At 63.7% G+C, this 24178-nt stretch carries 25 protein-coding genes and 1 pseudogene; 11 read left to right on the top strand and 15 right to left on the bottom strand.

Translation table 11 applies throughout. From position 1 onward, the window contains the following. The first annotated feature begins 10 nt into the window (after positions 1-10). Positions 11-373 carry a VOC family protein gene (locus CXQ91_RS20675; RefSeq protein WP_104175758.1) on the top strand — a complete coding sequence of 121 codons (363 nt, stop codon included), beginning with the start codon at positions 11-13 and terminating at the stop codon, positions 371-373. A 58-nt stretch (positions 374-431) separates the two neighbouring features. Here the strand turns inward: CXQ91_RS20675 and CXQ91_RS20670 are convergent, their stop codons facing one another. After that, positions 432-1028, bottom strand: coding sequence for a LysE family translocator (locus CXQ91_RS20670; RefSeq protein ID WP_258074180.1), 597 nt, complete (start codon positions 1026-1028; stop codon positions 432-434). A 172-nt stretch (positions 1029-1200) separates the two neighbouring features. Between CXQ91_RS20670 and CXQ91_RS20665 the strand changes: the two genes are divergently transcribed. The 4 genes from CXQ91_RS20665 (at position 1201) to CXQ91_RS20650 (ending at position 3727) form a co-directional block, all read left to right on the top strand. After that, positions 1201-1743: a CGNR zinc finger domain-containing protein gene (locus CXQ91_RS20665; protein ID WP_104175757.1), complete on the top strand. Its 543-nt coding sequence runs from the start codon at positions 1201-1203 to the stop codon at positions 1741-1743. A 136-nt stretch (positions 1744-1879) separates the two neighbouring features. After that, the gene (locus CXQ91_RS20660; RefSeq protein WP_104175756.1) at positions 1880-2275 is read left to right on the top strand and encodes a DUF1801 domain-containing protein; all 396 of its coding nucleotides are present in this window, start codon (positions 1880-1882) and stop codon (positions 2273-2275) included. Positions 2276-2306: 31 nt separating this feature from the next. Then, complete coding sequence (locus CXQ91_RS20655) at positions 2307-3068, top strand: VOC family protein (protein ID WP_104175755.1); 762 nt, start codon at positions 2307-2309, stop codon at positions 3066-3068. A gap of 107 nt (positions 3069-3175) precedes the next feature. After that, the gene (locus tag CXQ91_RS20650) at positions 3176-3727 is read left to right on the top strand and encodes a hypothetical protein (protein WP_104175754.1); all 552 of its coding nucleotides are present in this window, start codon (positions 3176-3178) and stop codon (positions 3725-3727) included. 15 nt (positions 3728-3742) lie between these two features. Here CXQ91_RS20650 and CXQ91_RS20645 read toward each other — a convergent pair whose 3' ends face one another. Beyond that, complete coding sequence (locus tag CXQ91_RS20645) at positions 3743-4243, bottom strand: cupin domain-containing protein (RefSeq protein WP_104175753.1); 501 nt, start codon at positions 4241-4243, stop codon at positions 3743-3745. 76 nt (positions 4244-4319) lie between these two features. Between CXQ91_RS20645 and CXQ91_RS20640 the strand changes: the two genes are divergently transcribed. The 3 genes and pseudogenes from CXQ91_RS20640 to CXQ91_RS20620 all read left to right on the top strand — a co-directional run bounded on the left by CXQ91_RS20640 (position 4320) and on the right by CXQ91_RS20620 (position 8957). Further along, positions 4320-4994, top strand: a complete 675-nt coding sequence (locus tag CXQ91_RS20640; protein WP_181038980.1) for a TetR family transcriptional regulator — start codon at positions 4320-4322, stop codon at positions 4992-4994. A gap of 783 nt (positions 4995-5777) precedes the next feature. Beyond that, a pseudogene (locus tag CXQ91_RS20630) lies at positions 5778-7734 on the top strand (HelD family protein). A gap of 410 nt (positions 7735-8144) precedes the next feature. Continuing rightward, positions 8145-8957, top strand: coding sequence for an SDR family NAD(P)-dependent oxidoreductase (locus CXQ91_RS20620; protein WP_104175749.1), 813 nt, complete (start codon positions 8145-8147; stop codon positions 8955-8957). A 37-nt stretch (positions 8958-8994) separates the two neighbouring features. Here CXQ91_RS20620 and CXQ91_RS20615 read toward each other — a convergent pair whose 3' ends face one another. From CXQ91_RS20615 to CXQ91_RS20590, 5 genes are all read right to left on the bottom strand, one after another. Further along, entirely contained in the window at positions 8995-9360 is a 366-nt protein-coding gene (locus CXQ91_RS20615) for a DUF1801 domain-containing protein (protein WP_219816556.1), read from the bottom strand. 320 nt (positions 9361-9680) lie between these two features. Beyond that, positions 9681-9905 (bottom strand): helix-turn-helix transcriptional regulator, encoded by a 225-nt coding sequence (locus CXQ91_RS20610; protein WP_104175747.1) that lies wholly within the window; start codon positions 9903-9905, stop codon positions 9681-9683. After that, positions 9854-10675 (bottom strand): MBL fold metallo-hydrolase, encoded by an 822-nt coding sequence (locus CXQ91_RS20605; protein ID WP_104175746.1) that lies wholly within the window; start codon positions 10673-10675, stop codon positions 9854-9856. The genes CXQ91_RS20610 and CXQ91_RS20605 overlap by 52 nt, the downstream gene beginning before the upstream one ends. A gap of 321 nt (positions 10676-10996) precedes the next feature. Further along, a complete protein-coding gene (locus CXQ91_RS20595) occupies positions 10997-11434 on the bottom strand; it encodes a VOC family protein (RefSeq protein WP_104175745.1) in 438 nt (145 codons plus the stop codon). Between the two features lie 152 nt (positions 11435-11586). Continuing rightward, positions 11587-12297: a TetR/AcrR family transcriptional regulator C-terminal domain-containing protein gene (locus CXQ91_RS20590; RefSeq protein ID WP_181038979.1), complete on the bottom strand. Its 711-nt coding sequence runs from the start codon at positions 12295-12297 to the stop codon at positions 11587-11589. Between the two features lie 104 nt (positions 12298-12401). On the opposite strand from CXQ91_RS20590, the gene CXQ91_RS20585 reads away from it, so the two are divergent. Both CXQ91_RS20585 and CXQ91_RS20575 read left to right on the top strand, forming a co-directional pair. Further along, positions 12402-13622 (top strand): glycosyltransferase, encoded by a 1221-nt coding sequence (locus CXQ91_RS20585; protein WP_104175743.1) that lies wholly within the window; start codon positions 12402-12404, stop codon positions 13620-13622. A 377-nt stretch (positions 13623-13999) separates the two neighbouring features. Continuing rightward, complete coding sequence (locus CXQ91_RS20575; RefSeq protein ID WP_104175741.1) at positions 14000-14407, top strand: hypothetical protein; 408 nt, start codon at positions 14000-14002, stop codon at positions 14405-14407. An 88-nt stretch (positions 14408-14495) separates the two neighbouring features. Here CXQ91_RS20575 and CXQ91_RS20570 read toward each other — a convergent pair whose 3' ends face one another. From CXQ91_RS20570 to CXQ91_RS20540, 6 genes are all read right to left on the bottom strand, one after another. Continuing rightward, a complete protein-coding gene (locus CXQ91_RS20570; protein WP_258074174.1) occupies positions 14496-14951 on the bottom strand; it encodes a DUF6262 family protein in 456 nt (151 codons plus the stop codon). Beyond that, entirely contained in the window at positions 14938-16485 is a 1548-nt protein-coding gene (locus CXQ91_RS20565; protein WP_258074173.1) for a site-specific integrase, read from the bottom strand. Before CXQ91_RS20565 ends, CXQ91_RS20570 begins: the two co-directional genes overlap by 14 nt. Continuing rightward, a complete protein-coding gene (locus CXQ91_RS25435) occupies positions 16482-17090 on the bottom strand; it encodes a tyrosine-type recombinase/integrase (protein WP_258074172.1) in 609 nt (202 codons plus the stop codon). The genes CXQ91_RS20565 and CXQ91_RS25435 overlap by 4 nt, the downstream gene beginning before the upstream one ends. Beyond that, complete coding sequence (locus CXQ91_RS25430; protein WP_258074171.1) at positions 17053-17586, bottom strand: site-specific integrase; 534 nt, start codon at positions 17584-17586, stop codon at positions 17053-17055. The genes CXQ91_RS25435 and CXQ91_RS25430 overlap by 38 nt, the downstream gene beginning before the upstream one ends. A gap of 279 nt (positions 17587-17865) precedes the next feature. Beyond that, complete coding sequence (locus tag CXQ91_RS20555) at positions 17866-18102, bottom strand: hypothetical protein (RefSeq protein ID WP_146072400.1); 237 nt, start codon at positions 18100-18102, stop codon at positions 17866-17868. Positions 18103-19606: 1504 nt separating this feature from the next. Further along, complete coding sequence (locus tag CXQ91_RS20540) at positions 19607-19984, bottom strand: hypothetical protein (RefSeq protein ID WP_028275079.1); 378 nt, start codon at positions 19982-19984, stop codon at positions 19607-19609. A 353-nt stretch (positions 19985-20337) separates the two neighbouring features. Here CXQ91_RS20540 and CXQ91_RS20535 point away from each other — a divergent pair, with 353 nt between their 5' ends. Further along, complete coding sequence (locus CXQ91_RS20535) at positions 20338-20931, top strand: recombinase family protein (protein WP_104175737.1); 594 nt, start codon at positions 20338-20340, stop codon at positions 20929-20931. 126 nt (positions 20932-21057) lie between these two features. Here the strand turns inward: CXQ91_RS20535 and CXQ91_RS20530 are convergent, their stop codons facing one another. Then, on the bottom strand, positions 21058-21261 hold the full coding sequence (locus CXQ91_RS20530) for a cold-shock protein (RefSeq protein WP_013599688.1): 204 nt from the start codon (positions 21259-21261) through the stop codon (positions 21058-21060). A gap of 195 nt (positions 21262-21456) precedes the next feature. Continuing rightward, entirely contained in the window at positions 21457-24171 is a 2715-nt protein-coding gene (locus CXQ91_RS20525; RefSeq protein ID WP_104175736.1) for a PEP/pyruvate-binding domain-containing protein, read from the bottom strand. Between the last annotated feature and the right edge of the window lie 7 nt (positions 24172-24178).

Genomic DNA, 24178 nt, shown 5'->3' with positions numbered 1-24178 from the left:
CGCTCAGAAAATGATTGGACGAGTTGATGAAGTCGTAGTGGATTGCCAAAACCCTGCCACACTGGCGGAGTTCTGGTCCTCGGTCCTCGGTGGCGAACCAGTGCATCGAAGCGATGCGTGGTCCTTCATCGATCCGCCGGGATGGACGCGCCTAGCCTTCCAGCGGGTGCCAGAGAACAAGCAAGGGAAGAACCGCCTTCATATTGATGTGCACGTGGACGATGTGCCGGCAGCCTCTGCCGCAGCTGAAGCCCTCGGAGCTGTCAGGATCGGCATGATCCACATAGATACTGTCGGCACGTTCCAAGTGCTCCAGGATCCGGAAGGCAACGAATGGTGCGTTGTGCGCTCAGCCACAGGCGGCACAGGCTAGGCTGGCCGCGCCGGCGGTGTGGGCATGCAGGCTCGGCGAGCTCTCATCATCAGAACCACTATATGTGTGCCTTTTCCGGTACTTCCCGCGCGAGAAGGACCGCCACCAGGCCGAGCGCCGAGCCGGTGACGCGTTGCTGCCACTTCGTCCAGCTCGGCCGGGCGGAGAGGAATGCAGAGATCGACCCGGCACCGAGGACAAGCAGTGCGTTCACAAACATGCTCAGGGCAACCTGGATCGCTCCGAGGGAGAAGCCCTGGACCATTGTTCCTCCCCGGCCCGTGTCGATGAACTGCGGAATGAGCGCGAGATACATCAAGGCTGTTTTTGGGTTCAGCAGGTTCGTGAGGAGGCCCATGCGGAAGAGCTTGCGTGCGGAATCGCGAGGGACTGCGCGAACTTCGAAAACGCCGCGACCGCCGGGCTTAAGTGCCTGCCACGCGAGGTAGGCCAAGTAGAGGACTCCTGCGGCTTTCATTCCGGCAAAAAGCCACGGCACCGCGACGAACACCATCGCGAGCCCGAGGTTCGCCATCGTCATGTAGACGAGGAAGCCAGCGCAGGTGCCGGCGAGAGAAATCATTCCCGCTACTGGTCCTTGACTCACACTGCGTGAGACCAGGTAGACCATGTTCGGGCCCGGCGTGAGTGCCATGCCGAGTGCCGTTAGGGCCATCCCGCTTGCCGCGGCCATCGAGACCCCCGTTCCGAAGTCCGTGGCCGCGATCACGCGCGCACCGCCCTGCTCGCGGGATACAAATATCGTGTCTGCGGATCGGCAGTCCAAGGAAAAATCGTCATGGCTCCAACAATGATGTAATAGCCTTATGCATCTCAACCCTTACGGTGAATACGCAGTACTCCTCGCCGCCTCGTTGGCCAACGATTGGCCAGCCGATAGGGACGCTCTCGTGCAGCGGACTCGTGAGTTCGGTATGACGATGGACTACAAGCTCTCCGTCGGAGACGATCATGAGCAAACCCGCGACGTCATAGACGCGTGGCTCTCAGTCGTCGATGAACACGATCCACGGAACAGGGCCGCTCTCTTGAACGCCCAGATGGCTGCTGCCGCCGCCTATCCGCGCCTCACCGATCACGACGGCGAAGGATGGCATCTTCACTACCGCGACCCCGACCAGGCTCTTCCGCATGTATTGCTCGCCGTGATCAGTGTTGGAACTGCACTGCACCTCAGCACTCGCGGCGCTCATAGGCTCGGCCGATGCGCCGCAGGCGATCCGTGCAGGGCAGTCGTCGTCGATGTCACCCGCAACGGCCGCCAGCGCTACTGCTCCGTGCGCTGCGCAAACCGTGACAACGTCCGCAAACACCGTGCACGCGCGAAGCAAGGCCGCATCGTGTCGTAAGCCGGCCGCCATCAAGGCTGACGGAAAACACACGCCATCCTCGCACCAAACGCCTCCCTCCTGAACCGCATCAAGACGCTCATTCAACAGGGAATTGATGTTCCCTTGTGTTTAGGCAGTGTGCGAATGTGATGGTATGGACTACAGCAAAGATGCTCGCGTGGACCACTACATAGGATCGCTCCCCGCGTGGCAACAGGTGATCTGCCAACGGGTCCGTGACTTGGTCCATGCCGCCGATCCCGAGGTCTCGGAAGTCATCAAACGCTCCGTGCAGCCCTACTTCGTCCTGGACGGCAACATCTGCGCGCTCCTCGCTGCGAAGGATCACGTCAACGTCTTCCTGTACGACGGCGGCATCGTCCCGGATCCGCAGAACATCATCACCGCCGGACACGACAACAAAACAGCCCGCACCGTCGCCTTCCGCGAGGGCCAGGCTGTGAATGGGCAGGCACTCGGCGAAATGTTCAGGGCAATCATCGCCAACAACCGCGCCGGCGGCTGGCGGAAGATCAAGGGCAGCAGGTAAAGAAGTTCTCCAGCAACAGAAGGGCACCTCAATGACGAACCGTGAAACCCGTTCCGTCGGCGCTCCCTGCAGGGTCGACACTTTCCAGCCGGATCCCCGGGCCGCCGTGGACTTCTACGGCCCGCTTTTCGGCTGGATTTTCGACGATCCGACCCCGATGCCGGCCGGCCTCGACGGCGACTACTTCGCTGCGCGCCTCGGCGGGAGGCGGGTGGCCGGGATCGGCCAAGCGCCGCCGTCATCGCCGCCGATGTGGAACACCCACGTGCGCGTCGACGACGTCGGGGAGTCCCTGGCTCGCGCCGAGCAGGCGGGAGGTGCGTGCCTGGCAGGCCCCTTTGGTACCGGTTCGGATGGCGTCCTTGCTGTGGTGGCAGACGCCACCGGCGTCCCGTTCTGCCTGTGGCAGGGCGGCGAGAGCGACGGCGATGAGCTGGCGAATGAGCCGAACTCCTGGGCAATGAGCTCGCTGCATACGCCAGATATCGAACGAGCCCAGGCGTTCTACGGCGCCATGTTCGATTGGCAGCTCGAGCCGGTGCCGAACGCTGCCGTCTCGCTGTGGCGGCGCGCGGGCCGGGTCGTGGCCGTCGTGACGGCGACGGACGGCGTCGCGGTCCCGCCCCATTGGAGCGTCAATTTCGCTGTCCGCGACGCGGACGCCGTCGCCCAGCACGCCGTCGCGCTGGGCGGCACCCTCCTGATGGCGCCGATGAACACGCCGGGATTTCGCAGCGCGGTGATCGGTGACCCCCAAGGCGGCTTCATTGCGGTCAGCGCAGCTGCCGGCTGATCCCCCACACTCGTATCCGGCTTCGATCCCGGGTCTCGCCAAAGGTGCCGATTCATGCTGTGATGGCTAGCAGGCAGTTCATGGGGTAATCCGCTTCAGGAGTCATAATGACGACGAAACAAACCCTCGATTCGTTCGACGTTCCCCGCATGCGGGACCTCCTTCTCCTCACAGGTGCTTTCGCTACAGGCCTTTCCTGGTGGATCGGAATGACGGCCTTTGTACACGCCGGTGGCCTGGCGAGCGGCGGAGCTGGATTCGTCTTGTTCCTCAGTGTTCCCATGTTGGCGACTCTCGCGATTTACCGCTCGCTGCGGCGTCGGAACGCGTCAGCTGTGGAAGTTTCGGCAAGTACTCGCAGCCACGGTAGCCACCGCCGCTCCGTCGCAGGGCGTCACAGCAGGCGCCTTGCCCCGGAGCCGGCCGGCCGCGGTGGCCTCACCAGCCTGCACGTGTTGAATCGCCCGGCGACGCGGGACTTTCTAGTCATCGTCGCGGGCTTGGTTTCGGTTCTTTGTTGGTGGATCGGCATGACGGCGTACATGAACGCCGGCGGCCTGGCCCATGTGGAAGCACTTGTGTTCCTGACTGTGCCGGTCCTGGCAACCGCTGGAACTTTCCTTGCCGCACGCCACGCCGGCGCTGGCTCCCGCAGTTAACGCAGGCCCCCGGCCTCAGCCCTGGGCTTCCGGAAACGGGGGAGGGCCGACGATCTCGATGCCGCCGTTCACCCGTCCTGATTCGCGGATGCGGTCAAAGTTCACCGTCCCCGGCTCGTTTCCGGGCTCGAGAGGTTCGCTGGCGCCGTCGTAGAACGCCTGTGCCGTGCCGGGGGTGTGCAGGCAAAGTACGCGTGTCTTGTCCTGGAGGGCTTTGAATGCGTGCGGTACGCCGCGCGGTGCGATGGTGACTCCGCCGGCAGCGACCCGGTGTTCGGTTCCGTCCATGTTCATCAGGATCTCCCCGGCCAGGACGTACATTGTTTCATCGGAATCCGGATGCGTATGCATGGGCGTGACTTTATTGAGGGACATCTCGTCTTCGAAGAGGAGGAACGCTCCCGCGGTGTCTTCTTCGGTCGCCTTCCACGTGTGCATCCCGCCGCCGAAGAACCAGCGCCTGGCCCCTTCCCCCGGTTGCCTGACGATTGCTGATGCGGCCTTTTTCGTCTCCATGATTCTCGCCCCGATGCGTGGTAGGAAGACTTATGAGACAGACGTCCCATAACAAGACTCAGGTATCATGAAAAGTATGTCAAGACCTTACGCGGACTTTGGCCGGACGGGCCAGAAGCGCCGCACACTGGATGCCTTGGTTGCGGCGGCACGCTCGTTGGTTGCGTCCGGTATTTCGCCGACCGTGGATGATGCGGCGCAGGCCGCCGGGATAGCGCGGGCCACGGCCTACCGTTATTTCTCGGGGCAGCGGGCGTTGCTGGCTGCGGCCCATCCGGAAACCGCGCGGACGTCGCTGTTGCCGGCGCCTCCGCCTGATGGCGCGGCGGAACGGCTGGATGCGGTGGTGGTGGAGTTCACCAGGATGATTGTCGAAACTGAATCCCAGCAACGCACCATGCTGCGGCTTTCGCTTGAACCGACGAGCGGTGCAGGGCGTGACCTCCCTCTCCGGCAGGGTCGGGCGATTGCCTGGATCTCCGAAGCGCTTGCACCGCTCAAGGGGAAGATGACGGACCAGGACATTCATCGGCTGGTCCTGGCAATCCGAAGTGCGATAGGAATCGAGTCCCTGGTCTGGCTGACTGATGTTGGTGGCCTTAGCCGGGAAGATGCCATCGCCTCGATGCGCTGGACCGCCGCGGCCCTCTTGTCGCAGGCTCTGGCGCGCGGTCTTCCGGCCAGCGCGCCAATGCCCGGTGTCACCATTGTTCCGGGCACTGGCGCCGCTACCGCCGAGAGCAGTTCCTAAGGAAACGACCTCTCACAAAAACTGTATGCCTAACGCCCGGATCCGGCTTGAGTGGCCGCTACCTGTTTTACCCGTCTGGGTCACTCTTGGACATGAGCTGTCCTGTGCTCAGAACGGGCCGGCTACGCAGGACCGCCGTCTGGTGTTCCACGACTTTCCGGACGGGCCACTACGGAGGCGACCGCCGCGGCCAGTGCCGGAACGTAGAGCCAACCTATGGTTGCAGACGCAATGATGGTGAAGATGGCAAGTGCGACGGTGGTCGCGACTGACGCATATTGTTGTGCGCGTCCCGTTAGCACAAGAGGTAGCCCGGTTAGGGCCACGGGGATGAGCAACGGCACGAAGACGGAGGGCCCTGCAGTCTCAAACAGGGTCGAGGTAGTGACCTGGTCTGGCCCGTCGTTTGTCAGTCTTACGTTGACGTACAGGGGAACCAGCAGTGCCACGAGGGCAACAGCAATCGTGAGCGAAAACGCAATGATCTGGCGAATACTCATCGGATGCCAGCGGCGTCTCATATGACCCCTACTGCAACACATTCCTCCTCACTTTCAATCTATAGGGCACCGGGGGGCTTGCCGCAAGACCCGGGTTGGGCCGCAGAATTGAGAGCCGAAGTCAGGACCTACGGAATTGGGGTAGCGACATGTGCATCCACCTAGACCGCCGCGCCCGCGCTACGAGAAGCGCTCTCCAACTGGTTCGGCAGATCGCTCAGCCCAGAAAGGAACTGATGACGTGCCCCTGACCACGAGCGCGTTCAACCTGCCCGCCCACCTCATGCCCAAGGCCGATCCGAAGCTGATTGCCGGTGACGAGCAGCATTTCGCGGCCATCGCGGAGAGCCTCGGGCAGTCGATCGCCGAGCTGTCCGACCGTCTCGGTGCCGCACGCAGGGCGCCCGGCCGCACGGGCCAGGAGGCGCTGGAGCGGGACGTGGAGATCCGCCGGCTGACCTCTCGCCTGCGCGCCCTGCGTCGCTTCGGTTTGGACCTGTGCCTCGGACGCATCGTCAGTGCTGACAACCCCGAACCCGTGTACATCGGACGTCTTGGCCTCACGGACAGCGAGGGCCGTCGGCTGCTCGTCGACTGGCGCTCGCCCGCGGCTGAGCCGTTCTTCGGAGCGACGAACGCCAACCCGATGGGGCTGGCACAGCGCCGCAGATATCGCTGGACCCGCGGCCGAATCAGTGACTACTGGGACGAGGTATTCACCTCGGACGGTTTTGAGGGGCAGGCGTCCCTGGAGGACCTTTCCGCTTTTATGGCCAGTCTGGGGAGCAGCCGGTCTGCTCGGATGCAAGACGTTCTCGCCACCATCCAGGCGGACCAGGATGCCATCATCCGGGCGTCATCGCGCGGTGCCCTGGTCGTCGACGGCGGTCCGGGCACAGGCAAGACCGTCGTCGCGCTGCACCGCTCCGCCTACCTCCTCTACTCCGACCCGCGCCTTGGTCACCGCCGGGGCGGCGTCCTGTTCGTTGGTCCACACCGGCCCTACCTGGCCTACGTCGCCGATGTCCTCCCCAGCCTGGGAGAGGAAGGAGTGCAGACCTGCTGACGAGTGGGCCGAGGCGTTTGAAGCGCCGGTGTCCGGCACCCCGCACAACGAGGCACGGGACGAGGTCTGGGAGGAGCTGCTCACCATCCTCGTGGACAAGTTCGACGGCGGCGACGTCCCGGAAGGCGTGCTCCGCCGGGCTCTCACCGAGAATGCGGAGTTGGTGGAGACATTCAGCCGAGCGTGGCCGCTGCTCGACTACACCGACGTGGTCAGTGATCTTTGGTCAGTGCCCGCGTACCTGCGCCTGTGTGCGCCCTGGCTGAACGCTGCAGAGGTCAGGAAGTTGCAGCGCCCGAATCCCAAGGCCTGGACCGCACCCGACCTACCGCTCCTGGACGCGGCCCGGCAACGGCTCGGCGACCCCGAGGTGTCGCGACGCGTGCGTCGGCAGAACGCCGCCCTGGCTGCAGAGCGTGAGCTCATGGACAGGGTGGTTGACGACCTGATTGCGGCAGACGACTCCGAACTGATGGTGATGTCGATGCTGCGCGGGCAGGACATGCAGGACAAGCTGGTCGACGAGGACGCGTTGCCGACCGCCGACCCGGACACGCTGGCCGGCCCGTTCGCCCACGTCGTCGTGGACGAGGCGCAGGAGCTGACCGATGCGGAGTGGCAGATGCTGCTGCTCCGCTGCCCGTCGCGGAGCTTCACCATCGTCGGGGACCGCGCCCAGGCCAGGCACGGGTTCGCGGAGTCGTGGCTGGAACGGCTCGGGCGGCTCGGGCTGACCAACGTGAACCTGGCGGCCCTCAGTATCAACTACCGAACGCCGGAGGAGATCGTGGCGGGAGCCGAGCCGGTCATCCGGGCCGTGATCCCGGACGCCAACGTGCCGACGTCCATCCGCAGCGGCGGCATGCCCGTCGTCCACGGATCGACGCTGGAGCTGAACTCGATCCTGGACACCTGGCTCGCCGCGCATGCTGACGGGATCGCCTGCGTCATTGGCACGGGTGACGTCGGGGATGGCTCGTTCGGGGCAACGTCCCGCGTCAGGTGGCTGACCCCGGAGCTGTCGAAGGTGCTCGAGTTCGACCTGGTGGTCCTCGTCGACCCGGAGGGGTTCGGCACGGGGATCGAAGGAGCGGTCGACCGCTATGTCGCGATGACACGTGCGACCCAGCAACTCGTCATCCCCACAACCCCTAACGGTGGCGAAAAATCATGATCGTGGCACTGGCGCTCTAGAACCAAAGAGACTGGATGATTCCAATAGCGCCATCGCCACGATGAGTATGAAAAGGAACCCCAGTTTGTCCCACCCGCCAGCATTCTCGAACAGCAACCAGAGGGAACCGGCAAGGACGAACGGCACCGCGGCCAGGATGAGCGCCCGGTACCTGATCCATTCCCACATGACCATTCCCCCCTGGAGAGTATCCGGTTGCTTCAACCGGCATTCTGCGATGCCGCATACCCGTACTGCGACATGAGCTCCGACACGGAGGCCAGCGCCCCGAAGGCCACAAATGCTGGGGCCACGGAGCCAGCCTGGGTGATGCTTGCGCTGCTGGTCCAAGGTGCCGGCTCCGGCGTATCATGAGGTCGCGGAACGGAAGGCAATCGGGGCCGCTTGGCATGATCAACGATGGCGAACGCAGGGAAGCGCAGACGGAAAACGTGGCGCTCGTTACCGGCGCGAGCCGAGGCGTCGGCCGCGGTATCGCACTTGGCCTTCTGGCGGCGGGGTTTCGCGTTTACGGCTCGGGCCGCTCGATCGAGCAGGCGGACCTGCCGCGGGAGATACGGCGCCTGCGCTGCGACCATCTCCAGGACGAAGAGACGGCAGCCGTGTTTGAGGCGATCCGGTCCGAGTGCGGCAGCCTCGATCTCCTCGTCAATTGCGCGTGGGGCGGCTACGAGAAGATGGTCGAAGGCGGCGCGTTCACTTGGGCTGCGCCGTTTTGGGAGCAACCGCCGCATCGCTGGACCGGCATGATGGACGCCGGCGTGCGCGCGGCATTTGTGTGTTCGGCGCACGCGGCACGAATGATGACGCCGCGCCACCGCGGCCTGATCATCAACATCAGCTTCTGGGCGGCGCAGCGTCACCTCGGCAACACGATCTACGGCATCGCAAAAGCGGCGACGGACAAGATGACATCGGACATGGCCGTCGAGCTGAGACCGTTCGGTATCCCCGTAATCTCGCTCTACCCCGGTCTGGTTCGAACCGAGTCCGTTCTGGCAGCGGCGAAAAGTGGCATGTTCGATCTCTCGACCAGTGAGAGCCCTGAGTTCATCGGCCGCGTCGTCAACGCGCTTTTCCACGATCCGAACCTGATGGCGCGGACGGGCCAGGTGCTGGTCGCTGCCGCGGTAGCGAAGGAGTTCGGCGTACTGGACGTTGACGGAAGTTCGCCGCCGGCGCTGACACTTGGGGACGTCTAGCCGAACCTAGACTCCAGCCCGGTGTCCGGTTGTCGACTTATGCTCGAACCCATTCCCGGACAAGCGCAACGAATTCGTCCTGCCTTGCCGTGGCGACCTCAGCGCTTGGAAAGATCACTTGGCCGCGGTCTTGCCCGATCATTTCCAGCAGCCCGGTCCACTTGGCGGTGTCAAAATGAAAGTCATCCTCGATGGTCTTTGCGCCGCGGTGAAAAATTAGCTGAACGTGATGAAGCGGCCGCAAATTAAACGTGACCCGATCAACAGAATTGAAGCAGAAGCTTGGTGCCCTCCATTTGATACGCTCCGACATCGCATCATCCGCGTCGAGGACAGCCAACCGCAGGCGCTCGATCACAGGCTTCAATGGATGGTCCAGCGTCTCAAGGAACGAATCAACCATCGGGTTTCGATTTAGTGTCATAAGGCATAGTCCATCACCTCCGTCGGCTGATGCGTGAGACAGGAGAGATCGGGGCCGAGGTATAACGAAGGCCCGCCTATGGGGGACAGGCGGGCCTTCGCAACTAAATGCTACAACGCTCTTGAATAGCTATCGAGTGGACGATACCGAACCCGACCGGGCCGAAGACTGGCAGTTCGACAAAAGAGTGCAAAGTCGCCAGATTGGCCAGCCCGGGGGACTGCAACCTTTGCATTGATTCTCCGTAACCCGTGCCGACCAGCAGCCGCAGCATTGTCTCGCCGGGATCGGGATGCCTCTCACTGCTCGTCGAGGAATAGCTCCTCGATCTTCAGGTCGAACAGCCGGGCGAGGCGGAAGGCGACAGGAAGGCTCGGATCGAACTTCCCAGTCTCGATTGCGTTGATCGTCTGCCGGGAAACGCCCACGCGCGGTGCCACGTCGGCCTGCGTCCAGGCGTGTTTGGGGATCGCTAGCCGGGCGTCTCGTTCTGCTCTCTTTGGGCCAGACGCTGGAGTTGCCATCTGTGCACGTCGGGCAGCCAATCCAACGTGGCCGATGGACCGACCCGCGGGTCGTCGGGAACACCGCCGTCGCGCAGTGCCTGGACGTACGCGCGATCCTGTTTGATTCGTGCTCGTACCTGCTCGGCTCCGCCGACTGAGCCGTGACCGGGGATGACGGCATCAACGTCGTCGGCCACGCTCTCGAGCAGCCGCAAAGCGGCGAGGTAGTCCTCGATCGGATTCGCGGCCCCTAGGTCGAGGAACGGCATCAGGATGTCAGAAAGCATGTCGCCGGCGACGAGGACGCCGCGCTCCTCAATTAGCAGAGCCGCATGGCCTGGGGCATGGGCCTGATGCTCGATGATCCGGACTTTGGGGCCATCCCAAGGAATCTGCGCAGCTTCGGCGGGCAGACCGGTAATGAGACCCAGCAGATCCATCGGGATCTCCACGGCGTACTCCGGCGGGAGCCCCACGGCTATGCGAGCCTTCCAGTCCGCGTTCGACAGCAGATCTTGGATAGTGGCCGCGCAGCGAGCTGTACCGTAACGGGGTACGTCGCCGAAGTTCGCGTGCCAGAGCACGTGGTCCCAATCAGAATGCGTCGAGAAGCCTGCCACGACGGGCTGGCCCAACTCGTGAAGGTCGTTCGCGAGGGTCGCCATTTCGTCGCCCGTTATACCGGGGTCGATGAGCAACACGCCGTCCCGGCCCTGCACGACAATGGAATTACTCTGGATGAACTCGCTCTCGTGAACTAGAACGCCCTCAGCCACTTCCTTCAGCATGAAATACCTTCCGCTTGTGGTTTCGAACCGCTTGTCGAGACGGTATTAGCTGGCGGTAGTAGATTGCAAGCACTATGGACGAAGCGGGTGAGCCGCGGTCGGGGTGCCCGATCAACGCGGCGATCGAGGCGTTCGGCGATCGCTGAACCCTGTTCGTCCTCCGCGACATCGTCTTCGGGGACCGTCGATATTCCCGGGAGATGCCGGTCGGCTCAGAGAGGGGATCGCCTCAAATGTTGACGACAGCGGTAGGTGATGGCCTCTTGGACAGTCTTACGGCCTGAGGCCTAGCAACACAGGCTAATTGGGCCGATCCGGGTGTCAGTCTTTCTGCAGTTTCTCGGCGAGCATCACGAGGATTCCGCTGGGGCCGCGGAGGTACGTGAGTTTGTAGACGTCGCCATAGGTCGCCACGCCGCGTAGCGGATGGCATCCGTGCTTCGCAGCTACCTCAAGGGCTTTGTCGATGTCGTCGACCGAGAAGGCCACGCGGTGCATGCCGATGTCGTTGGGACGAGTTGGGTTGGACTCGATCGCTTTGGGGTGGATGTATTCGAAGAGCTCAAGTCGACCATTACCGTCTGGGGTTTCGAGCATCGCAATTTTGGCGTGGTTGCCATCAAGTCCGACGGCAGTGTCGGTCCACTCCCCGCTGACCGTGTCACGGCCCACGACCGTGAGCCCGAGGTCGGTGAAAAAGGCGATTGTTGCTTCGAGGTCGCGAACGGCGATACCGACGTTCTCAAGTTTGATGGCCATGCGTTCAAGCTACCAAGGCGGACCGATTAGCTCCAGTGGCGAGCCGGGACTCGACTGAACAAGCACCGGCACTGATCACCCCTATGTACGCATGTGTCTGTTCGTTCAGAATGGCGGTCTTTTCACAGCTCGGTTTGGCGGTTCAGGTTCCCTCAGGCGGAACCGGCGGCGACCGGAAGGCCCGCGCCTGCCAGGTAGCTGGTGATGACGCTGGTAAACACTTCTTCCGGTCTCTCGGGGTCCTGCTGCCCGGTGATTGCGCCGGCCAGCAGCGGGTACTTCCCGGACTGGACTACATCGGAGAGGTACTGCAGGCGCACGTTCGCCGCGCCGGGGCCCGTCCCGGAGCTGTTGGCTGCTGCCAGCTCATTTTGTACGAATGCGGAGGTGATGGCCGTGATCATGGCCACGGTCTGCAGCTTTGCGGGGCCGGGCATGTCCAGCGTTTCCAGTGCGGACAAGGCATGCTCCAGATATCCGAGAGCGTTGGGTCCCATTGAGGGCCGGGTCAGTAGCAGCGGAGCCAGCCACGGGTGCCGGTGCATGATGGCCCGGCCTTGCCGTGCCAGGTTCAGCAGCTGGATCGGTGGTGGTTCATCGGAGGGGTCAAGGTCGTATTCACCACTGACCGTGTCAACAATGAGTTCGATGAGCTCGTCGTGGGATTTCAGATACCGGTACAGGGACGCTGCGCCGGCCCCGACGCCGGCGGCCACGCGTCGGATGGACACCGCCGCCAGGCCGTCCCGGTCGGCGATATCGATCGCCGCCGCGGCAATCCCCGCGCGCGAGTGCTCCGGTTTCGGCCCGACGCCGGAACGCTCCGGCCGCCGCCAGACGTCAATGGGGTCACGAGAGGGCATACCTGTTCCGCCTTTCGTCTGGCCGCTTGGGTTAGGTTCCGCACCCATTTGACTATATTCTTGATTGCGAACAGTGATCGCAATCAGGCGGAATGAGAAATGGCATGCGAGTACTCATGATTACGCCAGGGACCCGAGGCGATGTCGCGCCGATGGCCGGGCTCGGCAGCAGACTTCGGACCTTAGGTTTTGATGTCGCAATCGCAGCCAATACTGCCTATGCCCATCTGGTCACCACGGCGGGGTGCGAGCACCGCGAACTGCCCGGTGACATGAGCCACCTCGTCAGCCCCGCCGCGCCCGGGAAGAAGGCCACGGGCGCGGATCTGCGCAGCTATATGCGTGAACTCGGTGACTACTTCGATCTGGCCGCAACCGGCACACTTGCCGCGGCCGAGGCCGGCGCCGACGTGATCCTGGCTAACGCGGTCGCCCCGTTTGCCTATGACGTGGCCGAGGCACTTGGCATCCCCGCCATCGGCGCCCATCTGCAGCCGACCGAATCGAGCGCTGCCTACCCGCCTGTGGTTCTGGGGACCGCCCGTAGCCTGGGTCCGGCCGGAAACAAGCTGCTCGGTTCACTGATATCCGCGGGGAAGGCGCCCTATGACGCCCCGAGCGCCCGCATCCGCCAGGTGCTCGGCTTGACTAAAAAGGCCCGGTCCGCGTCCGAGCGGGCCCGAAGGAATGCCAACCGTCCTGTTCTCCACGGCATGAGTCCCACCGTATTTCCGCGTCCGGCGGACTGGCGATCCGGACTCGCCATGACTGGCTACTGGTGGCCAGAAGCCGAGCCGGGCTGGCAGCCACCTGCGGAGCTGGTCGAATTCCTCGCGGACGGACCGCCCCCGGTCTTCATCGGGTTTGGTAGCAGCGCGGCCCTGGACGCCGACTTCATGCTCGACGCCGCGCACCGCGCGGGTGCGCGCGCGGTGCTGCAAGGCGTGCAGGGTGTCTCAGGGCCCGGCGCCATCAGTATCGGAGCCGTTCCGCATGAATGGCTGTTCCCGCAGATGGCTGCGGTGGTCCACCATGCCGGAGCGGGGACCTCTGCGGCGGGGCTGCGCGCCGGTGTGCCGACGGTCGGCGTGCCGATATATACGGACCAAGCGTTCTGGGCCGCCCGGATCGCATCCCTCGGCGCGGGCCCGCAACCAATCCGTTACAGGGAACTCACCAAGGAACGGCTGGTCTCCGCCATCACGCAGGCGATGGCGACGCCGGACTACGCCGCACGCGCACGTCAACTGTCGGCAGCCCTCTCAACGGAAGACGGAACCGCGCCCGTCGTGGCAGCGCTCCGGTCCGCGGCAAAGCCGATCTAGCATTTCCAAATACGGTCGATATCTTTAGTCTTCCTCCTTCGATGCCTTGGGAAAGCGGGGCGCATTCGATGTGGAAAGTGTCCACGACGCATCTCCGACCGCACTGCGTCCCCGAGGACCAGACTGAGAATCGTGATGCACTCGAGATGCTTCCGATGACGCTTCCTTGGTTTCTGAATGGCTGCAGCCCTCAACTGGTCGTGCGGCGGTGTGATTCTTAGCAGCGCATTCTTGGCCTTCAGCGGTGCTGGCAAAGTCGCGGCCTTGGCAGGGAAGGAGGGTCTCGGATATGAGACTATGGGCACAATGCTCACAGGCGGGTTTGCCTTGGATACTTTGGACTATATGGGAACCGGCGAGGTGAGCACGCAGTGCAAATGACTCCGAGCAGCCTGTACGAGCGGATGGTGGACCGGCGGGTCAGGAAACTGGCGCCTCTTTGGGAGTCCAGGATCGGCGAGACGGGGCTGCGTCTGAATGCCGAGACTTGGGTGCGCTTCAAGTTGGGATGGCTGACCGCAGTACTTGGCTGTGCAGTGTTCGCCCCTGTCATATGGTCTGGGGCGGCTGCCGAAGTCACCGTTCCTCTGGTGCTCGCGGTGCTTATTACGTCTGGGGCACTAATGTGCTCAGCGCTACCGGTGATCAAACGCCATATGAAAGCCACCATGCAACACCTTGGGCTTCCCGAAAAACCTGCCATCACCGCTCAGGCGCTGCAGTCGCCGGAGGATTTCGACATATGGCTCCTTGAAACACGGCAATACCACAACCTTGAAGAATGACAAATAGCGAATGGGTACCGTTCTGGTTGTCCTAGCGGGTGCCAATCAATCAAACCGCTGCCCTCAGGTGAATGTGCTCAATAAAGCATCACTGCACGCCACCACTACTGATATATCCCGCAGAGGATGCCTGAGGAGCAGCCCGCATCGGGTTCCCTTGGGTCCCGCTGGCGTTCCGTCGCCGCGAGTGTCCCAAGGCGAGGGCCAGCTGGTGTCTGAGGTGTTCGATTTCCGTGGAGAGCGCGCGGTTCCGTTCTAGGGATGCGCTGAGCCTGGCGCGGAGTGACTCCGTGCTGGCGCTGCTTCGGCTTGTGCGAGGCTGCCGGGGCCGGCCCTCATGGCGCAGACCGATGATGACGGCGCGCAGGTCGGCCTGGGTGTAGAGCCAGGACCGGGATACCCCGGCGGCAGCCGCTACGGCTTCGAAGGTGACGGCTCCTCCCTCCTTTTCTAGTTCACGCAGTGCCGCTACAGCTTTGGAGCGGGTGAGTTCATGCCGGCGTTCGGCGGCCCGCCGGATGTGGTGGCTGTTATCTGCCCGCACGGCTGTCCTCCTCGTGTTGATGGTCAGGGTTTGTGTGCGTTTCGGTGTCGAGAGTTTGGATGATGCGGTCCAGGTTGCCTAGTACCTGGGTGTTCATTTCGGCCAGCCGCTGCTGGCCCCGGGCTTCAGCCGCGGAGATGATTTGAACGACCTGTGTGCGGTGTTCGCGGTGTTGCGGGAGGAAGTCTGCTGTGGTGATGAACATGGGACAGGTCAGGCACGCGTTGGCATGCGGGCAGGTCTTTTGCACCGGGAGACCGCAGTAGCCGTTGGGGAGCGCTTGGGTTGCCCTGCCGAGACGCTGTTTGGACCAGGCGGCCTCGGCGAGGGGGCCGTCGGGGTCAAGTTCGACGACGCTGCCGGATGCGTTGACTTTCCGTGCGGCTTCCCAGTGCCGCCGGATGGTTGTATCGCTGAGTCTGGCGTAGTGGGCGGTCATCTGGTGGGAGTCGTGGTCCAGGATCCTGCGCACGACTTCCTGCGGGACGTCGAGGTTGATCAGTCTGGTGCCCAGGGTGTGACGGAAACGGTGCGGGCTGACAACGGCAGGGTTGCCGTTTTCATCGGTGACGTTGCAGTCTCTAACCCATCGCCGAAGAGCGGTGCTATATGAGCCTGCGCTGATGTGTCCGGCGCCGTAAACGTCCACCATGTCATGGGCGAAAAGCAGGCGTGTCCCGGAATTGCTCGTGCCGTTGACGTAGATGATCTGCTCCGCGATGGCCCGTTCGAGTTCCTCATCGATGGGGACGAGCGCCTCGCGTTTCATCTTGTGGTTCAGATACCGCAGATACGGGGCACCGTCCTTGTCCCGGGTGATGCAGTCCTGGGTCAGGGCCACGGTGTCGCTGATCCGCAGCCCGCACCGGATCAGAATCAGAGTGATCAGCCGGTGATGCGGGCTGGCCATTTTGGCGAGATTTTCCGGGTTTTCCAGCTGGGCCATGACGTGTTCACTCAGTGCCCGGGGTTGTCGGACCGTCTCTTTGGGATAGTCCTCGGTGTAAATCTGGGCTGTACTGGGCAAGTCGGTCACCCATCCGTGGCGGCGCATGGTGAGGAGAAATGTGTTGAACTGGCCGATCCGGATCCGGTGCGATGGAGCTCCTGCGCTGTGGGTATGCAGGTATGCCAGGAACCCTTCGATTAGCTCCCGGTCTATATCGGCGGTGCCGGTGACCGGGATCCTCGTTGAATCAAGAAAGGCGTTGAAGCTTTCCACGGCTTTGGTTCCCAGCACCGCGGATTCAATCGTTAACCCGGTCGTCAGCCGCCAGCGGGCCCATCGTTTGGCCAGCTGCTTTAACCAGGGCCGCGTGATGTTTTCGAAGTGGACCGTGACTTGGCTGCGGGCGTTGATACCGAGGGCCCTGGCATGCCAGACATCCTTGGGAAACTCGGTATCCCACGGCGCGGCGCCCGCCCCGGTCTTCCCCATGGGGCCCGTCCGGACCGGCGGCGGGTCGATGCTGCTGTCCGCGCCGGGGGCCGCTGCCGGGTCGTTTCGTGAGGGCAGAGGATGCAGGGTGGTCATATCGTCACCGTCCTGGTGGCGAACCAGCCGGCATCGGCCAGTGCGCGGCGGGCATCATCGCTGGTGATATGGGCGTAGGTTTTGACCGTCGTCGTCAGGCTCGCATGGCCCAACAGTTTGGAGACCACCTCGACCGGGACGTTCTCCCGAAGCATCCGGGTGGCATAGGTGTGCCGGAACCAGTGCGGGTCAAACCCGATGCCCGTCTGCCGCCGGAGCCGCCGCACCAGATCATGGACGGCGGCATATGTCATCGCTTCCCCGTGGGGTCGGCCCCACAGGTTGACGAAGACGTAGTCGGAATCCAGGTCACCGTATTCGACGTCGAGGTAGTCGGCATACAGCCGGATCAGTTCGGCGGTGACGGGGACTGTGCGCGAATGAGGCGACTTTGCGCGCGCACCATTGGAGTTGTCACGCCGGCGGACCGTGATTTCCCGTTCGGCGACGGCGATGTCCTCATGCCGGAGCCCCAGGGCTTCACCGACGCGAATACCGGCGTCATGGAGCAGTGCAAACAGCAGCCGGTCCCGGAGGTGCCCGCACGAATCCAGGATGCTTTGGACCTCATCTGGGGCCAGCAGGCGGGGAATCCTTGCCGTCACGGGAAGCTTCACCACCCGGCCGCTGTTTCGCGGCACCCTTGCTGATGTGGTGCAGGAAGGGTTTCCATCCTCCCTGGCGTGCGGACGGGTCCCAGCACGTGATCAGCTCGCCCAAGTCGAGGCCATGGCGGGCGGCATTCTGATAGAAGATCGATACGGTGGAAAGCTTGCGGTTCACCGTTGCCTCACCGCAATGGTGCCCGATGGCCGGAAGCACAGAGAAGACCTGGCCACGCATATCAGGCGGACGCCGCAGCCACCGGATGAAGGCCCCCACGTCTTCCAGCTTCACCGACTGCCAGTCACGTCCGTATTCGTCCAGGAAAACGAACCAGTCCTTCAAATCGTGGGCATGGGCCTTCATCGTGTTCGGTGACCGCTCGGTCTCGGCCAAATACCGCAGATACCGCTCCGCCGGTTCGACCACGCCGGTCGCGCCGATCAGCGTGAACGACACCGCATTGCTTTCCGGATCCAAAACCTTCGATACCCGCATCGCCGCTCCCGTCAGCTGCCTAGTGGACGGACAAGACGCTAACCCATCCACAACGCAGCAACCAGAACCCCAAACCCCCGTGCACTACATGACAGACGTAAAGAGGAGGACTAAAGATATCGACCGTATTCGCTACAAACCAACCGACTTGTTCAACGGATTCGATGTGTGAATCGCGGCGGTATGTGGCGGTAAATGGCGGGTGTCCCTTCGAGGAAGCCGTTAGGAGCCGGCGTGCCTGTAAGCAGTCCCGCGACCGGTTGAACCGGCGCGGATCATCTACTCGTCCTCAGAAACCTCATCGTTTGCCGTTTCCTCGATCCAGTCGATTGCCTCATCCGAGAGGAAGAATCCTTCCGGAGCGGTTTCCCCAACCCAGGAAGCATCTGCCGTGGGTGCGCCTGCCACAGCCGTGATCTGATCCAGAATGTTCGGCGGCACAACGTCACCGTTGTTGTTGATCAACCATTGCTGCGTTGACGGGTCCACCCTTGGCCACCACTCTTCAATGCGCATGGCCTTATCTTGACACGGCGCCAAACTGTCCGATAGCCCAACCCTGACCGGTCAGTTTCGAGAGGATGCCTCGGGAGAAGCGGTCGCTCGGCGCAGTAAAGGAAAGCCTCGAAGGGGTACGGGGACAATTCTGTTCGGCACTAGCGCGTTCCGGCTGTCCGTGATTCAGTTCGTTCATGCCATCGCAACCGCCGGAGAAGCCAGTCAGGGGCAAGTCGTCGACCCGGGCCAGTCCCGAAGTGAGGCGCAGGCTCGCACGCATTGCCTACTTTGCAGTTCCGTTCACCGTGGTCTCGTTGGTCCTACAACTTCTCCCGTTCGACTCGTTAGCTTGGCAGGTAGCCAAGACGGCTTTCCTGCTTGTCGGTGCCATCGTCCTTGGGGTCTGGGCGACCCGCTTTTCACGGTGGCAGCGGGATGAGTACTGGCGCGAACAAGGCAGAGACCCCAAACATCCCGAACGCTTTCCCCAAAGGGCAGGGGACTGACGGACAGGCGCATGATCATTGATCTCACTACTTGGATTCGCTGTCTTGAGTCCTTCTGATGACAGAATCCAGCCGTGTCTTACCGGGAGTCCCTGCCCCACACGCCAAGCCTCGCTGGGGCCGCGAGCAGTCAAGCCGTCGCTTGTAATTGGTGCACTATTCGGTGTTCGGCTGAGGAGCCCTTACCGGGCGGAAAATTGGCTCTCCGACAAGTGAGGGCCAAGAGTCGCAAGGAAGGGGCAAGCCAGAGGAAAGCAATCCTCGACGGGTCGCCGCGAGCCCGTAGCGAGGTTAGAAAATTCGGATACTCCCACGCCCTGAGTGGCGCCTACTTTTCAGGGGAGGCTCTTCACTTGGGGCATCGAAGCGATCGGGCTGATTTCGGAATTGTGCGATTTGCTCGTCCCGCTTCACCTTCCGATTGATGAAGATTGTTGAGACTCCTCCAATTGCTCCGGCCGCTACGAGGAAGAGAACGCCAAGCCATCCCAAGACCTGGTAGGTTACCCAACACATGACCAGGAACCAGACCACCCATATGGCGCGCTTCGTCGTTTTGCTCATGCCTCATGCTATTGATCACAGCATTCCTCGGATAGGCGAAATGACCCTTGTGAGATCTATTCGTCCAGCAAGCCGAACCCTCTGAGAAGCGACGGAAGCCGAACCCTGATCGGACAATTCGAAGGTCCGAAAAGGATCCTTTACCGGGCGCCGCCGCGAGTGAGCGTGACCAGTAACGGTCGTATTCGTGCGCTGGCCACACCGCATCGTCCGCGGCTCCTGACGCCGCGCCAATTCGCGGAACGCCGACACTGACCTTTGCACGAAACACTGCACGTGTGGAGTTGGTCGCTCGGTGGCGGCGTTTTTTGGTCGCTCCGTGTCGCAACAGTGCCCGTAAGGCGAGCACCTATTCCCAATACATCGCAGCCGCACGTGAGCAGAGGCGCATCTCATGGCCGCCGACACGAAACGCCGAGGCTGGTCGACGCACCGGATCGCGTCGCAGACGTTCACGGCTGGGCGTGACGCTCCAACGCGTCCAGAGTCGTCTCGGGCGATGTGTTGAAGCAGAAGGTGATTCCGGGCGATTCCGCATTGCACACGTTGATGATCCGTTCGAAGAGCTCGGTGTACTCCGGGATCATCCTGATGCCGCCCCCGATCATCACGAGGCCGAAACGATCACGACCGAACGCCGAGCGAATCTCTGCTTCGGCCTCGTCCGGGGAGGTGCCGATCAGGCAGTTGACGGCGTCGAAGCCGGCGGCCGTAGTGGCCCCGAACCCCGCTTCGATCCGTTCGGTCATCGTGGCCTCGTCGAGGCCAGGAGGCAGCTTGCTATAGTCGAGGGCTCGCGCGTGGATGCCGATCATGAGGATTCGAGTCATGGGCCTCATTGTGGCATGCACGCCTCACCACGAATTAGCCAAACCGCACCACCAATCAGGCGGGCCCGCTGGATCCTTGCTCGACCCGCCCCGCCCCGCCCCGCCCCAGATGAGCTGTTCCTGTAGTGCAGAGGACTCCTGACGTTCCGTGCAGACGACTTCGGAAAATGACATCGGGGCCGGCCCCAGGTTGCGAACCGCCCGTTAGACGGTCCCCTTCCGGACGAACCCGCCGCCCACATGCATAAACGTGTCCCTGCGCATCAGCCCCCACCGTAAGACCCGTCCGGTGAAATGCCCGGTGACGGTAACATATCTGGCCCACCTAAGAGTCGAGTGGCAGACTTTTGCGCATGACCGCTTTGCTGGTCGGCTACGCGCGTGTGTCCACGGAGCAGCAGGACCTCACGGCGCAGCGCGACGCACTGTCAGCCTTGGGGATCACCCCGGATCGGATCTACGTGGACCACGGACTGACCGGCACTGACAGGAACCGGCCGGGCCTTCGGGAAGCGATGGCGGCCTGCCGGGATGGCGATACGTTTGTTGTCACCAAGCTGGACCGTCTGGCCAGGTCAGTCCGGGACGCCCACGAAATCGTTGACGAGCTGGCCCAGCGCAACGTGAAACTCAGCATCGGCGGCTCGGTGCACGATCCCACCGACCCCGTCGGAAAACTGCTGTTCAACGTGCTGGCCATGGTGGCGGAATTCGAGAGCGACCTGATCCGCGCCCGAACCCGCGAGGGCATGAAGATCGCAAAAGCCAAGGGCCGGCTGCGCGGGAAGAAACCGAAGCTTTCTCCCGCGCAGGAGGCGCACTTGGTCAAACTGCACGACGCAGGCGAGCACACCACCGGCGAACTCGCAGAACTTTTCTCAGTAGCCAGATCCACGGTGTACCGGGCAGTCCAACGCGCACGGCACAAGCCGGGCCTGCCCCGGTGAGGTGGCGCCTGCGCCGTGGCCAAAGCCAGCAGGCAACAACAACGGCCCCTCCAAACCGTTCGGTTCGGAGGGGCCGTAGTTGGTACAGGGTGGTCCGGCTAGGCGCCGGAGCCTTACCCTAAGCCTTTAGAGAGGGCGGATGTTCTCTGCCTGCGGGCCCTTGGGGCCCTGGGTCACATCGAATTCGACCTTCTGGTTCTCATCCAGTGAGCGGTATCCGCTGCTGGCGATTGCCGAATAGTGGGCGAAAACGTCAGCGGACCCGTCGTCGGGGGCAATGAAGCCAAAACCCTTTTCGGCGTTGAACCATTTAACTGTGCCTGTTGCCATGGCTGCATTCCTTCATGTGACTCTGATTCTCTCCGCAGGCACAGTGGCCCGCGGTGCGGAGAACGTCCCCCGCTGTCCCCAACGTACGGGGCGGCGGCGCTGCTTGCAAGGGTATAAGTCCTCTTACGGCACTATAAGTCTGGCTTTCGAGGCAATAATTGGCCCCCACGAACCGTAAACAAACGGGCAGAACCCTCACCAAGTGACGGTTCCGGCTGCCCCGTCCACTGTGACCGTCTGCCCGTCGCGCAGCCGCGCGGTGGCATCGGGAACGCCGACGACGGCGGGGATGCCGTATTCGCGTGCCACCACCGCACCGTGGGAGATGACTCCGCCCATCTCCATCACCAGGGCCCCGGCCGTCATAAAAAGCGGCGTCCAGCCGGGATCAGTCGACGGGGCCACAAGAATTTCCCCGGGCTCCAGGCGGGCACCCACCGGATCCATAACCACCCGGACTTTCCCGGTGGCCGTGCCGGCGGAGGCCGGCGTCCCCGCCAGCCGGTCCGCCGCGTCTGCCGGGGCCAGCGCGGCGGCCTTCGCCATGACGGCGGCCTCCACGTCGGTTCCGTCCGAGAGCAGCAGGCGCGGAATCCGCCGTCGCCGGAGTTCGACGTCGTACAGCCGGCGGCGCGGGGCGACGATTCCCAACAGGTTCGCACCGCGAAGGCCCACCCTCAGCTCATCGAAGTCCAGGAAGAACACATCGCCGGCGGCCGTGATGGTGCCGGCCCTTGTCAGTTCCACTCCAACGGCCAGGAGCTGCCGGTGCATCTCCGCCAGCACCATCACAATGCAGAACTTGGGAAATTCCCGCAGGCCGGCCAGCTGCCGGGTCCGCCGCAGGCAGAGCGCCACCAGGCGCCCCCGCAGCCGGCTTTTGGCACCTGCACGCGCAGCGAGTTCGCTGATCCGGGCCTCCGCGTCGTCGGCAGCCTTGGCAAACTGGCGGTCCGGAGCCTGCTCGGGCTCCTCCACCCGGAGATAGTTCGAGATCATGCCAAGCAGGTGGTCCGGCTCCTCGGACCACCGCGGCATCCCCAGATCGATTTCCGCCACAGCCCGGTGGCCGTACTTGGACAGGAACTTCCGCAGCCCGGCCTGGGCAACGGCCGGCAAGTTTCCCGCGTCGTAGCGCGCAGCCAGTTCCTCGGGGCGCTGTTCCATCAGCAGCCGGCGGGCCTCGGGATCCCGGCCCAGGGAAACGGCCAGGTGCCACAGTTCAAGGTCCATAATCGTGGTCACGTTGTGGGGAAGCCCCCGCAGGACCGCCTCCAGTTCCCGCGGCTTGGCAATGCCGCGCAGCAGCCTGCGGGCGGCGGCCAACATCAGGTACCCGGCAGCCGGCCCCGGCAGTGTGGCCTGGATCAGCCCGCTGACGGTGGTTCCCAAGACATCCTCTGCGTGCCGGAGCCGTCGTGCCGGACTGGCCGGGAGGGGGAGCACGAGCCGGGCTTCGAGGCGTTTTTGATAGCGCCGTGCCCTGCGCAGTTCCGCGTCCGGCCACAGCAGGGCACGCACCATCGCCGGGATGAACTGTGCAGCCAGGCCGAGGTTCTGTGTACCGTCAGTGCCCCGTCTTTCCGTCGTCGCGGAACCCGCAGCGCCGTCCCGGCCCCGCTTCCGGCGCCGCTCCTTTCGGGGAGGGCGGACAATGCTGAACCGCGGGTCCTCCAGCAGCGCCGGGAACACGGCCGCCGACCTTCCGTCCGCCAGCGGAAGCATCCGCAGCAGCGTCCGGCGGCCGGATTTGCTGCGGACGAACGGCGTCAGGTCGACATACATCCGCAGCCCGGGGTTCACGTATTTCCACGGCCCCTTGTTTCCCCTCATGAGGCTCAGGACTGAGAGGCCCATCGGCGTGATCGGGCGGGTGAGCCCCTGGAGCAGCGTGCCGCACAGGTACACGCGCGGCTCCGTGCCGGCCGCCTCGTCCGTGCTGGCTTCGCTGCCGGATTCTTCCTCCTCCGGCAGCGGGTACAGCGTGGTGATGGGCCGCGACTGGGTCAGCCAGGCCTTGCCTCCGGCGTCGATCACCCACTCCACGTCCTGGGGTGCGCCAAACAGGCTCTGGGCAGCGTCGCCAAGTGATGCCAGTTCGCGAAGCTGGGCCTCGGCCAGGCTTTGCCCCCGGCCCTGCGGCGGCTGCAGGACCCTGCCCGTGGCCGTGTCCACCACAAAGTGGTCGGGATTCACCGCGCCGGAGACCACGGCCTGCCCCGGTCCCGGGCTGGCATCAATGACAGTCTCCGTGCGCGTCCCCGTCACCGGGTTGGCGGTGAACAGCACGCCGGACGTGCCGGCGTCGACCATCTGTTGAACGACGACGGCGAGACCCACCTCGCGGTGGCTGATCCCGTTCGCCGTGCGGTAGGCCACCGCCCGGTCCGTCCAGAGGGACGCCCAGCAACGCCGCACGGTCTGGACAACGGCGTCGGCTCCGACGATATCCATGAACGAATCCTGCTGCCCCGCGAAGCTGGCGAAGGGCAGGTCCTCCGCGGTGGCCGAGGACCGTACCGCCACTGCCACGTCGTCGCCCATGGCCGTGTACGCGCGGCGGACGGCAGCCTCGACATCGGGCGCCACCGGTGCCGCCGCCACCGCCTCGCGGGCATGCCGCGCCAGATCGTCCCGGACGTCGGCCGCGCCGTCGTCAGAGTGTGAGTCCGGAGTGCCGTCCAGGCGGGAGGCCACGCCGTCGAGTGCCGCGGGGACGGCCATCCGGTAGGCAGCTGTGGTGAGGCAGAAGCCGGGCGGAACAGGGAAGCCCGCCGCGGTGAGTTTGCCAAGGTTCAGCGCCTTGCCGCCCACCAGCGCCAGCGACCCGGAGGCAAGCTCACTGAGCCCCACAACGAGGCTGTCCCGGGCCCCGCTGCCCGCCTGCGGATCATGGCTTACAGAACCCATGTCCCGC

It is taken from the genome of Arthrobacter sp. Y81 (genome assembly GCF_002929335.1).
Classification (GTDB): Bacteria; Actinomycetota; Actinomycetes; order Actinomycetales; family Micrococcaceae; genus Arthrobacter.
This window is presented reverse-complemented; position numbering and strand designations above follow the sequence as displayed.